Below are 12,936 nucleotides of genomic sequence, written 5' to 3' on the forward strand. Positions count from 1 at the left end.
CCTTCGAAAGGCCGCAGCCAGATCAATCGAGGCTTTGGACAACGCTATCGCCCTCGCCATGGCCGCCTTCACCGCCCAAGAGTGCCTGAACTTCTTCGCCGCGGCCGGTTATGATCGCGTCTGATCAGAATCTGCTCTAGCTCTGCTCTCTCGTGCCCCGGACGCTGCGCAGCACGAAGTGATGCGCTGCAGAGCCGGGGCCCATGTCACCACGGCGAAACTCTTGCAGAGAGTCTGGGTCCCGGCTCTGCGCAGCAGCGTTTCACGCTGCAGCGCGTCCGGGACACGAGACCGTCACCCCTTCCTTACATCCCCCGCTTCCGCCTCGCTGGTCTCCAGCGATACCGGCGCGACGCTGTAGCGCTTGGTCAGCGGCATCTGGGCGATGGCGAAGATCATGGTGATCGGAGTAACGCCGAACACCTTGAAGTTCACCCAGAAGTCCGTGCTCTGGGTGCGCCAGACGATCTCGTTCAGCACCGCCATGCCGGCGAAGAACAGCGCCCAGCGCAGCGTCAGGATGCGCCAGCCCTGCGGCGTCAGATTGAACATCTGGTCGAACATGACGGCGATGAAGGAGCGGCCGAACAAAAGGCCGCCGCCGAGGATCGCGGCGAACAGGCCGTAGATGATGGTCGGCTTGACCTTGATGAAGGTCTCGTCGTGCAGCACCAGGGTCAGCGTGCCGAACACCAGCACGATCACGCCCGTGACGATTGCCATGATCGGGATGTGGCGCGTCACCACGTAGGAGGCGATCATTGCCACCACGATCGCGACCATGAAGGCGCCGGTCGCGGCGAACAGGTTGAACTTCGAATTCACGAAGAAGAACACGAGCAGCGGACCGAGCTCGGTCGCCAGCTTGAACAGCGGATGCGGCTGGGTCTTGTCCATTCGTCAGCTTTCGATTCCGGCGATGGCGCGGGCGAAGTCGCGTGCGGTGAACGGCGCGAGATCGTCGACGCCCTCGCCGACGCCGATGAAATGTACCGGCAGTTTGAATTTCTCCGCGAGCGCGACCAGAATGCCGCCACGGGCGGTGCCGTCGAGCTTGGTCATCACGAGGCCGGTGACCCCCGCGGTGCGATGGAAGGCCTCGACCTGCGACAGCGCGTTCTGGCCCACCGTAGCATCCAGCACAAGCAGCACCGCATGCGGCGCAGTGTCATCCACCTTGCGGATCACGCGCACGACCTTTTCGAGCTCGTTCATCAGCTCGGCCTTGTTCTGCAACCGGCCGGCGGTATCGATCAGCAGCACGTCGACGCCCTGCTCCTTCGCCGCGGTCAGCGCGTTGAAGGCGAGGCTCGCCGAATCCGATCCCTGCGCGCCCGCGATGACCGGCGTCTTCGTGCGCTCGCCCCAGACCTTGAGCTGCTCGATGGCGGCGGCGCGAAACGTGTCGCCGGCGGCCAGCATCACCTTGCGGCCTTCGGAGGCGAATTTCTGCGAGAGTTTTCCGATCGTCGTGGTCTTGCCGGAACCGTTGACGCCGACCACGAGGATCACGAACGGCTTCTTGGCGGCGTCGATCACCAGGGGCTTCGCCACCGGCGCCAGCACCTTCTCGACCTCGGTCGCGACGACGTCCTTGACCTCGTCGGCCGAGATCGCCTTGTCGTAGCGTCCGGTGCCGACGGCATCCGCGATCCGCACCGCGACGGAGGTACCGAGATCGGCGCGCAGCAGCACGTCCTCGATGTCGTCGAGCATGGCGCGGTCGAGCTTGCGCTTGGTGACGAGGTCGGCGACCGCGGTCCCGAGCGAGGACGAGGTGCGCTTCAGCCCGTTGGACAGGCGACGCCACCAGCTCAGCTTGGGGGGATCTGACGTGGTATCGTTCATGGCGGGGGTGTGTTAGCCGTTCCCGCCCCTAAACGAAAGTCTTGACCGAAAGTCCTACAATTGCTCGATGTTCCCGAATTGACCGCCGACGAGATCCTGGGCCGCGTGCTCCATCGCGACGGGTTGATGCTGATCATCGACAAGCCGGCCGGCCTGCCGGTGCATCGCGGCCCCAAGGGCGGCCCCAATCTGGAGGACTCGTTCGACGCGCTCCGGTTCGGCCTGCCGCGGCCGCCGGTGCTGGCCCACCGGCTGGACAAGGACACCTCCGGTTGTCTCGTGCTCGGCCGCCATCGCAAGGCGACCGCCTCGCTCGGCCTGCTCTTCAAACACGGCAAGATCGGCAAGACCTATTGGACCGTGGTCGAGGGCGGCCCTGCCGAAGATGAAGGCACCATCGACATGCCGCTCGGCCGGCTCAACGCCGAGCGCGGCTGGTGGCAGAAGCCGGACCCCGAAGGCCAGAAGGCGATCACGAACTGGAAGGTGATGGGCCGGGGCGACGGCTTCACCTGGCTTGCCATGGAACCGGTGACCGGGCGGACCCATCAATTGCGGGTGCATTCGTCCGCGACCGGCTGGCCGATCTTCGGCGATAACATTTACGGCAACGGCCCGCGTTTCGGCGAGCCGAAGCTGCACCTGCACTCCCGCGAGATCGTGGTGCCGATCTCCCGGAACAAGGAGCCGGTCCGCGTGGTGGCGCCGGCCCCGCCGCACATGCACGAGAAGTTGCGTGCCTGCGGGTGGAACGGGGAATAGGTGCCGACCCTCATGGTGAGGAGGCCGCGCAGCGGCCGTCTCGAACCATGAAAGGCCCCCGCCGCTGCATCTGGGCCTCTATCCTTCGAGACGCCCGCTCTGCGGGCTCCTCAGGATGAGGATCACCATGGTTTACGAAACGTTCAGGGCTCGTCTCTAATGATAATGGTTGCTTAGAACAAGCTTCCGTCAATCCGCTCAGGACGAGCAACGCGTCATGTCCCAGGCCGAGCTATCGATCATCGACGAGGTCGAATCCGCGATTCGGATTGGCTCGGCGGAAAAGGGCCTGGAAACGGCCCGCCGCGTCACCGACCTGTTCCTGTCATCCGCCGGAAGCTTCAACGACGAGCAGATCGCGCTGTTCGACGACGTGCTCGAGCGCCTGATCGGCACGATCGAGCTGCGCGCCATCGCCGACATGGGTGCGCGCGTCGCGCTGGCCGAGATCAGCGCGCAGCTCGCGCCGATCGCACAGGCGCCGCCCTCCGTGATTCGCCGCCTCGCCAACAATGACGAGATCCGCATCGCCGGTCCCGTGCTGCAGGAATCCGCGCGCCTCGACGACGGCGAGCTGGTGAAGATCGCATCCAGCAAGGGCGAGCCGCATCTGCTCGCGGTCGCCGGCCGCTGGTGGCTGAAGGAGATCGTCACCGACGCGCTGCTCGCGCGGCGCTATCCCAGTGTCAGCCGGCGCCTTGCCGCCAATCCCGGCGCGCGCGTCTCGGGCAACGGGTTTGCCGTCATCGTCGGCCAGGCCGAAGCCGATCCGGAGCTTGCCGTCAGCGTCGGCGTTCGCGTCGATCTTCCGTCGGATTTGCGCCGCGAATTGCTGCGCTCGGCGACCGATGCGGTGCGCACCCGCCTGTTGTCGCGCGCGCCGCCGCATCTGTTCGAGGAAATTCAGCACGCGATCGCCGCCGTCACCGTCGGCGTCGAGCGCGAGATGTCCGGCGTGCGCGATTTCGAGGGCGCCAAGCGCGCGATTGCGAATCTGAAGGCCGCCGGCCAGCTCACTGAGGCAACGCTACTCGGCTTCGCCGCGCAGCGGCGCTACGAGGAAGCTGTCGCGGCTCTGGCCGCATTGTCCGGATCGACGGTCGAAGTGATTCGCCCGCTGATGCAGAGCCTGCGCGAGGACGGCCTGCTGGTGCCGTGCAAGGCGGCGCAGCTCAGCTGGGAGACGACAGCCGCCGTGCTCGAAAGCCGCTTTGCGACGGGCGCGATGAAGCCTGCTGACATCGCAAGGGCGCAAGGGCATTACGCAAGGATGACGCCGGAGAACGCGCGGCGGACGCTGCGGTTCTGGCAGGTGCGGGCGTCGTAGGCGCGATTAGGGCGCCGGCAATCGCCACATGGACGGTGTCATCCCCCGCGAAGGCGGGGGATCCAGTATTCCAGAGACGTTCGTGGGATACGGATAAGCCGCGGCGTACTGGGTCGCCCGGTCAAGCCGGGCGACGACACTGTCTATGTGGTCAAACGCTCGCCGTCATTGCCGACGATCCTCAGCGGCACAACGCTTCCCACACGCTCGCCGGCAATCGCGACCGGCAGATAGTGCTCCGTGCGTCCCTGCCCGTCGCTCTCGATCAGCACATCGCGCATCGCGCCGATCTCGGCTTCCAGCCGCTGCCGCAACGCCGCTTCACCCGCCGCACGCAACCGCTTCGCACGCTCCTTGATCGCGCCGCTGGCAACCTGCGGCATCCGAGCAGCCGGCGTGCCCGGGCGTGGCGAATAGGGAAAGACATGCAGAAACGTCAGGCCGCATTCCTCGACGAGATCGAGCGAGCGCGCGAACATCTCTTCCGTCTCGGTCGGGAAGCCCGCGATGATGTCGGCGCCGAACACGATATCCGGGCGCAGGCGGCGGACCTGGTCGCAGAAGGCGACCGCATCGTTCCGCGAATGCCGCCGCTTCATGCGCTTCAGGATCATGTCGTCGCCCGACTGCAGCGACAGATGCAGATGCGGCATCAGCCGTGCATCATCGGCGATGGCATCGAGCAGATCGCTGTCCGCCTCGATCGAATCGATCGAGGAGATCCGCAGGCGCTTCAGCTCCGGAACATGCCGCAGGATCTGCCTGGTCAGCATGCCGAGCTTGGGCGTGCCCGGCAGGTCCGCGCCATAGCTGGTGAGATCGACGCCGGTCAGCACGATCTCGGCATGACCGCGTTCGACCAGCGCCCGCACCTGCTCGACCACGGCGCCCATCGGCACCGAACGTGAATTGCCGCGGCCATAGGGGATGATGCAGAAGGTGCAGCGATGGTCGCAGCCGTTCTGCACCTGCACGAACACGCGCGGCAGGCCAGCCGCAAAGCCGTCGATCAGATGCGGCGCCATCTCCTTCACCGCCATGATGTCGCTGACGGCGATCTTCTCGCTGGCGCCAAGGTCGAAGGCGTCGCGCGCCTCGCGCCAGGCTTGGCCGCGCATCTTGTCGTCATTGCCGACGACGCGATCGACCTCGGCCATCCCGGCAAACATCGCGCTTTGCGTCTGCGCGGCGCAGCCGGTGACGACGATGCGCGCACTCGGCCGCTCGCGCTTCAGTTTGCGGATCGACTGGCGCGCCTGCGCCACCGCCTCGTTGGTGACGGCACAGCTGTTGATGACGATGGTATCGGAAAGTCCCGCGCCCTCGGCTTCGCGGCGGATCACCTCGGCCTCGAAGGCATTGAGGCGGCAGCCGAAGGTGACGATGTCGACGGCCATCAGCTGACCGGCGCGAACAGCGCCGGATCGAAATTGCCTTCGTATTCGAAGGTCGCCGTGCCCGTCATCAGCACGTGATCGTCGCGCTCGCGCCATTCGATGCCGAGCTTGCCGCCGGGCAGCGTGATCTCGACATTGCGCTCGGCACGCTTCAGGCGCGCCGCGGCAACCGCGGTCGCGCACGCCGCCGAACCGCAGGCCCGGGTCAGGCCGGCACCGCGCTCCCAGGTGCGGATCGTGATGTGCTCGCGATCGACGATATGGGCGAGCGTGATGTTGGCGCGCTCGGGGAAGATCGGGTGGTTTTCCAGCAGCGGACCGAAGCGGCCGAGATCGTAGGCGTTGACGTCGTCAACCCAGAACACCGCGTGCGGATTGCCCATGCTCACCACGGACGGCGAATGCAGGATCGGATTGTCGATCGGCCCGATCTGCAATTCGATGTAGCGGGTGTCGCGAAACTCTTCCGCCAGCGGAATGTCCTGCCAGCCAAACTTCGGCGCGCCCATGTCGACGGTGTAGAGGTCGGGCGCCGGACCCTGCCAAGCATTGAGCAGACCGGCCGCGGTCTCGAACGTTGCCGTGGTCTGGCCGCTCTTCTCGAAGATGCGGCGCACCACGCAGCGCATGCCGTTGCCGCAGGCGCCCGCTTCGGAGCCGTCATTGTTGTAGATGCGGATGAAGGCTTCGGTGCCGTCGAGCCGCGGCTTCTGCAGCACCATGAGCTGGTCGTAGGGCACGCCGCCTTGTGCCGACGCGACCGCGCGGGCGTCGTCCGGCGTCACCTTGGCCGTGGAATCGCGCATGTCGACAACGACGATCTCGTTGCCGATGCCGTTCATCTTGGCAAATGCGTGGTTGGCCAGCGCGCTCATGAAAATTCCCGAATTTCGCCTGCCTTATATGGCGATCCTTGCCGGCTTGGCCAGTGATTTGCTGGCCGCGGCCGGGTGTCGGCCATGACGCATCTGTCATGGGACGAATTCGGCGCTCGCGTGTTAGAACGGCGCAGTTCGCGTGAACCGGGATGCGCGGGCAACGCCGCCTGCAGGCCTTTGGGACGTAAGGCCTTGGCGGATAAGCTCTTGGGGAGAATAGAATGAACCGTTTTCGTCGTCTCGCTCTGGCTGCGCTGATCCCGGCGGCGGCCATGTCGATGGACCTGTCAGGCGCGCTGGCGCAGAGCCCGAGCCCGGCGCCGGCCGCCTCGGCGAGCCCCTCGCCGGCCCCGTCGGCTTCACCCGCCCCGGCCGCAAGTGCCTCGCCCGCCCCGGTGGCAACGCCATCGCCAGCGGCAAGCGCCTCACCTGCTCCCGCAGGATCGCCGGCGCCCGCAGCCAGCGCCTCGCCGAGCCCGACGGCCCCGCCGCCGGCCGTGGCCGCCACGCCCGCCCCGGTGCAGACCGCCGACCCGTTCGGCCAGGAGACCACGCTCGAAGCCCGCAAGGTCGTGATGGTCAAGGGCACTGCCAATTGGGATTCGGCCTTCGACACGCTGGTCGACGCCTTCAAGGCGCTGAACGCGCTGCTGGACAAGCAGGGCATCAAGCACGCCGGCAATTCGATGATCGTCTACACCTCGACCGACGACACCGGCTTCACCTTCCTCGCCGAGATCCCGGTCGACCAGGACCCGCAGAAGCTGCCCAAGGACATGAGCATCGGCAAATCGCCGGAGGGCAAGGCGCTGAAATTCGTCCATCGCGGCTCCTACGACAACATGGACAACACCTACGAGGCGATCACCAATCACCTCGACGACAAGCGACTGGAAGCCAAGGACACTTTCATCGAGGAGTACCTCACCGATCCCCTCAAGACGGCCGAGGACAAGCTCGTGATCAACGTGTTCGTGCCATTGAAGTGAGAGAGATGAAGAAGCCTGCCGTACTCGCCGCCGTCCTTGCCATCGCGTCGCTGACCGCGCCTGCATTCGCCGACGATTTTCCGTCCGCCATCTCGGTGAGCGGCGAAGCCACGATGTCGGCGGCGCCCGATCTGGCGCAGATCGATGCCGGCGTCGCCAGCGACGCCAAGACGGCGAAGGAAGCCTCCGACACCAACAACGCCGCGATGGGCAAGGTGCTGGCGGCGCTGAAGGGCGCCGGGATCGCCGAGAAGGACTATCAGACCTCGCGCCTGTCGCTGCAGCCGCAATACGGCCAGAACAAATCCACCGGCGCTTCGCCCGTGGTCGGCTTCCGCGCCAGTAACCGCGTCACCGTCAAGCTTCGCGACGTCACCAAGGTCGCCGCAATCATCGACACGCTGGTCGGCGCCGGCGCCAACGACATCGGCAACATCTCGTTCGAGGTGACGCAGGCCTCGAAGCTGCTCGACGATGCGCGCGTGCAGGCGGTGGCGGATGCACGTCGCAAGGCCGAGATCTACGCCAAGGCCACCGGCGTGACGCTGGGCGCGCCGCTCAGCGTCTCCGAAGGCGGCGGTCCGATGCCGCTGTTCAAGGGCCGCATGGCCGCCGAGCCGATGGCCAGAGCTCCCGCCGCGGTCGCGCCGGGCGAGGAGACGCTGTCGGTGACGGTGAATGTGAGCTGGGCGATTAAGGCGAAAGAGTAGCAACTCTCGTGTCCCGGACACGCTGCAGCGCAGAGCCGGGACCCAGCAAGCCACACGGCATAGCGCGGCGACATGGGTCCCGGCTCTGCAGCGCACCGTCGAAGAGACGCTGCGCTGCGTCCGGGGCACGGGCTGCGTGGAGAGAACTAGATCTCCACCACCTGCCCCGGCTTCATCGCGACGAATCGCTCCTGCGGAATCCTAGCGGCATCGAGCGCTTCGACCAGCGCCTTGGCCGGCGCGTCAATGGCTTCGTCGGTGAGCTGGAACGTGCCGTGATGATGCCCGAGCGCTTCCTGCGCGCCGCAATCGCCGAGCGCCTTCACGGCGTCTTCCGGGTTCATGTGCTGGTCGCGCATGAACCAGCGCGGCTCGTAGGCGCCGATGGGAAGGATCGCCAGGCGCAGCTTCCCGTGCTTCTCGGCCACGCGACGAAAGTGCCGACCGTCGCCATAGCCGGAATCGCAGACGACGTAGATCTTTCCGGCCGGCGTCTCCAATACAAAACTCGCCCACAGCGCCTTGTTGCGATCGAACATGCCGCGCGCGGTCCAGTGCCGCGTCGGCACCAGATGCACGGCGATGCCGCCGCCGAGCTCGACGCGCTCGTGCCAGTCGAACGCCTCCGCCTTGATCGTGGAATCAGCGCTCCGCATCGTCACGTCGTTGCCGAGCGGGGTCACCACGCGCGGGGCAAAATTCTTGGCGAGCCGCGACAGCGTCGCGACGTCGAGATGATCGTAGTGCCCGTGCGAGACCAGCACGACGTCGATCTTCGGCAGCTTCTCGAAGGCGATGCCGGGATCGTTGTGCCGCTTCGGTCCGGCGAAATTGACCGGCGAGACCCGCATCGACCAGACGGGATCGACCAGGATGTTGAGGCCGCCGGCCTGGATCAGCCAGCTGGCGTGGCCGACGAAGGACAGCCGCACCTTGTCGCCCTCGACGCGTTCCGGCGGGGTATCAGCGTGGGGGCTTGGCGCCCAATCCGGCCAGGCCGACCGCTGCCGCTTGCCGCTGAACTGCCAGCGCAGCACCTCGCGGAGCGATTTTGGCGGCGCACCGTCCGGATCGAAGAAGGTCAGGCCGTCGAAATGGTCGGAGACAGGGCCGTCATAGGTTTTCATGCGGGACATCCAGAGGGACGGAACCCCGATCAGCGCACCGGCCCCGGCAAGCAGTCCGAACAGGCGGCGGCGGGTAATCGGCACGGGGCAGGCTTTTATGGCTGGTTGAGACGGTAAGGCATCACCGGCTATATGGGCGGGACCGCCGAAAAAGGAACCCGTCGCCAAAAACGTTCTTTTTTCAAGGCCTTGCCCTGACAAAGGCATCCCGGCACCCTAACTTTCCTTGACTTTTGGGCGGGAGCGGCGTTTAACCCCGCCACTTTCTCGGAAAGGCTTTCTTTTCGACCCGCCGACTGGCCCTGGAGGCCAGAGGTCAACGCCCGACAGCGCTGTGCGCCCTCGGGCGCAAAGGTGTTTGGAACTACGCCTTGGGGCAGTGCGCCAAGGCACATTCAGGGTCATCCCCCGCGAAGGCGGGGGATCCAGTATTCCAGAGGCGCCTCGGCTAGGGCCGAGAAGCTGCGGCGTACTGGATGCCCCGCCTTCGCGGGGCATGACAGTGGTGAACGCGGCAACCCTGTGCGAGCAGGACAAGGGACAACGGCATTGTTCGACAATCTGTCGGAACGGCTTGGTGGCATTCTCGATCGTCTGACGGGGCGCGGTGCGCTGACCGAAAAGGACGTCGACGCAGCGATGCGCGAAGTGCGCCGCGCGCTGCTCGAGGCCGACGTCGCGCTCGAAGTGGTGCGCAGCTTCACCGAGCGCGTCCGCGAGCAGGCGATCGGCGCCACCGTCGTCAAGTCGGTCACGCCCGGCCAGATGGTGGTCAAGATCGTCCATGACGAGCTGATCAACACGCTCGGCGCCGAAAGCCAGAGCATCGACGTCAATTCCGTGCCGCCGGTGCCGATCATGATGGTCGGCCTGCAGGGCTCGGGTAAGACGACCACCACCGCAAAGCTCGCCCGCCGTCTGGTCCAGCGCGACAAGCGCAAGGTGCTGATGGCCTCGCTCGACGTCTATCGCCCGGCGGCGATGGAGCAGCTCGCGGTGCTCGGCCGCGACCTCGACATTCCGACGCTTCCGATCGTCGCCGGCCAGCAGCCGCCGCAGATCGCGAAGCGCGCTCTCGAAGCGGGCAAGCTCGGCGGCTACGACATCGTGCTGCTCGACACCGCCGGCCGCACCACGCTCGACGAAGAGATGATGGCGGAAGCCGCCGCGATCAAATCGGCTGCGAACCCGCATGAAGTGCTGCTGGTCGCCGACAGCCTCACCGGCCAGGACGCGGTGAACCTCGCGCGCTCGTTCGATCAGCGCGTCGGCCTCACCGGCATCGTGCTGACACGCGTCGACGGCGACGGCCGCGGCGGCGCCGCGCTGTCGATGCGCGCGGTCACCGGCAAGCCGATCAAGCTGATCGGTACCGGCGAAAAGACCGACGCGCTGGAAGATTTCCATCCCGACCGTATCGCCGGCCGCATCCTCGGCATGGGCGACGTGGTCTCGCTGGTCGAGCGTGCCGCCGCCAATATCGACGCCGAGAAGGCAGCGCGCACCGCCGAGCGCATGCGCAAGGGCCAGTTCGACCTCAACGACATGCGCGAACAGCTGCTGCAGATGGCCAACATGGGCGGCATCAGCGGCCTGATGGGCATGATGCCCGGCATCTCCAAGATGAAGAACCAGATCGCGGCCGCCGGCATCGACGACAAGATCCTGAAGCGACAGGTCGCGATCATCGATTCCATGACGCGCGACGAGCGCCGTCATCCCGACCTGCTCAAGGCCAGCCGCAAGAAGCGCATCGCTGCCGGCTCCGGTCAGAGCGTCGAGCACGTCAACAAGCTGCTCAAGATGCACCGGAACATGGCCGACGTGATGAAGGCGATGGGCTCGGGCAAGCGCGGCCCGCTCGCCGGCATCGCGCAGGCGATGGGCTTTGGCGGCGGCATGAAGATGCCCTCGCCCGAAGAGATGAAGGCGCTGCAGGAGAAGATGCAGAGCGGCGGCGGACAGGGTCTGCCGAACCTGCCGAAGGATCTGCCGGCCGGTCTTCGCACCGGTCTGCCGAATGTGCCGGGACTAATTGGACTCAGCGGCAAGCCGATGCTGCCGGGCCTCGGCGGTTTCCCGGGCAAGAAGAAATGAGGAATTCGTCGCACGGGATCGCATCGGTCTCGCGCAACGCGGAATACCAATCAACCGAACAAAACGTACTTTGCAAACCGTACTTCGAAGGAGAACTAGATGTCCGTCGTTATCCGCCTCGCCCGCGCAGGCACCAAGAAGCGTCCCGTCTATCACGTCGTCGTCGCCGACTCGCGCTTCCCCCGCGATGGCCGCTTCATCGAGCGTCTCGGCTATTTCAACCCGCTGCTGCCGAAGGACAACGAGACCCGCCTGAAGCTCGACATGGACAAGGTGAAGTCCTGGCTCGCCAAGGGCGCGCAGCCGTCGGACCGCGTGTCCCGCTTCCTCGACGCCGCCGGCGTCAAGAAGCGCGAAGCGCGCAACAACCCCGAGAAGGCCGTGCCGCGCAAGGAGCGCAAGGCGCAGGCTGAAGCCGCCGCGAAGGGCTAAGGCTAAGACATGTCGGCGCTGGTCTGCGTCGCGCGGATCGGCGCCGCGCATGGTGTGCGCGGTGCGGTCAAACTGTGGACCTTCACCGAAGATCCCTTTGCCGTTAAGCGCTACGGTCCGCTGCTGTCCAAGGACGGCAAGCGCCAGTTCGAGGTCGCAACGGCGCGCGAGGCCAGGGATCATCTGGTCGCGACGTTCAAGGGCGTCACGACCCGCGATGAGGCCGAGCGCCTCAACGGCATCGAGCTCTACGTTCCGCGCGAAAAACTGCCCGCGACGGACGAGGACGAGTATTACCACACCGATTTGATCGGGCTCGACGCCGTCACCACCGACGGCGACGCGCTTGGTCGCGTGCTCGCGATCCATAATTTCGGTGCCGGCGACATCATTGAGATCGCGCCCTTGAAAGGCCCGACGCTGCTGCTGCCGTTCTCGAACGCGGTGGTGCCGGAGGTCGATCTCAACGGCGGCCGCGTCGTGATCGCGCTGCCGCAGGAGATCGAGGGCGACGATCGCGAAGGCGGGGACTCATAACCACAAGACGTGGTTTTGGCTAAGCTAACCGACATGACCAATCCCTCACCCTGGCGCGCGACGGTGCTGACGCTGTTTCCGGAGATGTTTCCGGGACCGCTCGGCGTGAGCCTGGCCGGCCGGGCGCTGGCCTCCGGGCTCTGGGAGATCGAGGCGCGGGACATCCGGGCCTCCGCCACCGATCGCCACCGCAGCGTCGACGACACCCCGGCCGGCGGCGGGCCGGGCATGGTGCTGCGGGCGGACGTTCTGGCGGCGGCCATCGATGCAGCCGAGGTCGCTCCGGATCGGCCGCGCCTGCTCATGAGCCCCCGCGGTCGGCCATTGACCCAGGCCCGCGTCGCCGAGCTCGCCAGGGGACCCGGCCCCCTGATCGTCTGTGGCCGGTTCGAGGGGATCGACCAGCGGGTGATCGACGCCCGGGCGCTGGAAGAGGTCTCGATCGGCGATTACGTGCTCTCCGGGGGCGAAATCGCAGCTTTGGCCCTGATCGACGCCTGCGTGCGGCTACTGCCCGGCGTGATGGGCAAGGAAGCCTCGGGAACCGAGGAAAGCTTCTCGGACGGCCTGCTCGAATACCCCCAATACACCCGTCCGCAGCTGTTCGAGGGGGTTCCGATCCCGGAGATCCTGACCTCCGGCGACCACGCCAAGGTTGCGGCCTGGCGGCGGGCGCAATCCGAGGCCCTGACCGAGGCCCGGCGGCCCGATTTATGGGCCCAAATCCCACCCAAGCCCCCGAATCGGCCCGGTCGCCAAAAAACGCCAAAAAACAAGACAGACGGGTGACAAACGCTCCGGCTTGCCTTATAGGAGCGGCCACATCCGCAAT

13 protein-coding genes are annotated in these 12,936 nt (G+C 66.2%); 8 read left to right on the forward strand and 5 right to left on the reverse strand.

Translation table 11 applies throughout. The features are described from left to right. Positions 1 to 294: 294 nt before the first annotated feature. The gene (locus VGR99_RS07570) at positions 295 to 897 is read right to left on the reverse strand and encodes a septation protein A (RefSeq protein WP_326897715.1); all 603 of its coding nucleotides are present in this window, start codon (positions 895 to 897) and stop codon (positions 295 to 297) included. A gap of 3 nt (positions 898 to 900) precedes the next feature. Beyond that, positions 901 to 1,848 carry a signal recognition particle-docking protein FtsY gene (gene ftsY, locus VGR99_RS07575; protein ID WP_326897716.1) on the reverse strand — a complete coding sequence of 316 codons (948 nt, stop codon included), beginning with the start codon at positions 1,846 to 1,848 and terminating at the stop codon, positions 901 to 903. A 60-nt stretch (positions 1,849 to 1,908) separates the two neighbouring features. Here ftsY and VGR99_RS07580 point away from each other — a divergent pair, with 60 nt between their 5' ends. Together VGR99_RS07580 and VGR99_RS07585 are read left to right on the forward strand one after the other, a co-directional pair. After that, positions 1,909 to 2,610 (forward strand): RNA pseudouridine synthase, encoded by a 702-nt coding sequence (locus VGR99_RS07580; protein WP_326897717.1) that lies wholly within the window; start codon positions 1,909 to 1,911, stop codon positions 2,608 to 2,610. 217 nt (positions 2,611 to 2,827) lie between these two features. Then, positions 2,828 to 3,937, forward strand: a complete 1,110-nt coding sequence (locus VGR99_RS07585; RefSeq protein WP_326897718.1) for a DUF2336 domain-containing protein — start codon at positions 2,828 to 2,830, stop codon at positions 3,935 to 3,937. A 143-nt stretch (positions 3,938 to 4,080) separates the two neighbouring features. Here the strand turns inward: VGR99_RS07585 and mtaB are convergent, their stop codons facing one another. Both mtaB and dapF read right to left on the reverse strand, forming a co-directional pair. Continuing rightward, complete coding sequence (mtaB, locus tag VGR99_RS07590; protein ID WP_326897719.1) at positions 4,081 to 5,334, reverse strand: tRNA (N(6)-L-threonylcarbamoyladenosine(37)-C(2))-methylthiotransferase MtaB; 1,254 nt, start codon at positions 5,332 to 5,334, stop codon at positions 4,081 to 4,083. After that, positions 5,334 to 6,209, reverse strand: a complete 876-nt coding sequence (gene dapF / locus VGR99_RS07595; RefSeq protein ID WP_326897720.1) for a diaminopimelate epimerase — start codon at positions 6,207 to 6,209, stop codon at positions 5,334 to 5,336. Before dapF ends, mtaB begins: the two co-directional genes overlap by 1 nt. Positions 6,210 to 6,433: 224 nt before the next feature. Between dapF and VGR99_RS07600 the strand changes: the two genes are divergently transcribed. Together VGR99_RS07600 and VGR99_RS07605 are read left to right on the forward strand one after the other, a co-directional pair. Then, positions 6,434 to 7,201 carry a GyrI-like domain-containing protein gene (locus VGR99_RS07600; RefSeq protein WP_326897721.1) on the forward strand — a complete coding sequence of 256 codons (768 nt, stop codon included), beginning with the start codon at positions 6,434 to 6,436 and terminating at the stop codon, positions 7,199 to 7,201. Positions 7,202 to 7,206: 5 nt separating this feature from the next. Next, positions 7,207 to 7,911: an SIMPL domain-containing protein gene (locus VGR99_RS07605; protein ID WP_326897722.1), complete on the forward strand. Its 705-nt coding sequence runs from the start codon at positions 7,207 to 7,209 to the stop codon at positions 7,909 to 7,911. A gap of 146 nt (positions 7,912 to 8,057) precedes the next feature. Here the strand turns inward: VGR99_RS07605 and VGR99_RS07610 are convergent, their stop codons facing one another. Then, on the reverse strand, positions 8,058 to 9,122 hold the full coding sequence (locus VGR99_RS07610; RefSeq protein WP_326897723.1) for an MBL fold metallo-hydrolase: 1,065 nt from the start codon (positions 9,120 to 9,122) through the stop codon (positions 8,058 to 8,060). 465 nt (positions 9,123 to 9,587) lie between these two features. On the opposite strand from VGR99_RS07610, the gene ffh reads away from it, so the two are divergent. The 4 genes from ffh to trmD all read left to right on the forward strand — a co-directional run bounded on the left by ffh (position 9,588) and on the right by trmD (position 12,893). After that, complete coding sequence (ffh, locus tag VGR99_RS07615; protein ID WP_326897724.1) at positions 9,588 to 11,135, forward strand: signal recognition particle protein; 1,548 nt, start codon at positions 9,588 to 9,590, stop codon at positions 11,133 to 11,135. Between the two features lie 99 nt (positions 11,136 to 11,234). Continuing rightward, a complete protein-coding gene (gene rpsP / locus VGR99_RS07620; RefSeq protein ID WP_326897725.1) occupies positions 11,235 to 11,567 on the forward strand; it encodes a 30S ribosomal protein S16 in 333 nt (110 codons plus the stop codon). 9 nt (positions 11,568 to 11,576) lie between these two features. After that, on the forward strand, positions 11,577 to 12,104 hold the full coding sequence (rimM, locus tag VGR99_RS07625) for a ribosome maturation factor RimM (RefSeq protein WP_326897726.1): 528 nt from the start codon (positions 11,577 to 11,579) through the stop codon (positions 12,102 to 12,104). Positions 12,105 to 12,137: 33 nt separating this feature from the next. After that, on the forward strand, positions 12,138 to 12,893 hold the full coding sequence (trmD, locus tag VGR99_RS07630) for a tRNA (guanosine(37)-N1)-methyltransferase TrmD (protein WP_326897727.1): 756 nt from the start codon (positions 12,138 to 12,140) through the stop codon (positions 12,891 to 12,893). Positions 12,894 to 12,936 lie beyond the last annotated feature (43 nt).

The sequence above is a fragment of the Bradyrhizobium sp. genome (assembly GCF_035935975.1).
Lineage (GTDB): Bacteria > Pseudomonadota > Alphaproteobacteria > Rhizobiales > Xanthobacteraceae > Bradyrhizobium.

Bases quoted from the DNA above. Each gene is read 5' to 3' on its own strand.
- VGR99_RS07570 (WP_326897715.1), bottom strand. From the start codon at position 897: ATGGACAAGACCCAGCCGCATCCGCTGTTCAAGCTGGCGACCGAGCTC.
- ftsY (WP_326897716.1), bottom strand. From the start codon at position 1,848: ATGAACGATACCACGTCAGATCCCCCCAAGCTGAGCTGGTGGCGTCGC.
- VGR99_RS07585 (WP_326897718.1), top strand. From the start codon at position 2,828: ATGTCCCAGGCCGAGCTATCGATCATCGACGAGGTCGAATCCGCGATT.
- mtaB (WP_326897719.1), bottom strand. From the start codon at position 5,334: ATGGCCGTCGACATCGTCACCTTCGGCTGCCGCCTCAATGCCTTCGAG.
- dapF (WP_326897720.1), bottom strand. From the start codon at position 6,209: ATGAGCGCGCTGGCCAACCACGCATTTGCCAAGATGAACGGCATCGGC.
- VGR99_RS07600 (WP_326897721.1), top strand. From the start codon at position 6,434: ATGAACCGTTTTCGTCGTCTCGCTCTGGCTGCGCTGATCCCGGCGGCG.
- VGR99_RS07605 (WP_326897722.1), top strand. From the start codon at position 7,207: ATGAAGAAGCCTGCCGTACTCGCCGCCGTCCTTGCCATCGCGTCGCTG.
- rpsP (WP_326897725.1), top strand. From the start codon at position 11,235: ATGTCCGTCGTTATCCGCCTCGCCCGCGCAGGCACCAAGAAGCGTCCC.
- rimM (WP_326897726.1), top strand. From the start codon at position 11,577: ATGTCGGCGCTGGTCTGCGTCGCGCGGATCGGCGCCGCGCATGGTGTG.
- trmD (WP_326897727.1), top strand. From the start codon at position 12,138: ATGACCAATCCCTCACCCTGGCGCGCGACGGTGCTGACGCTGTTTCCG.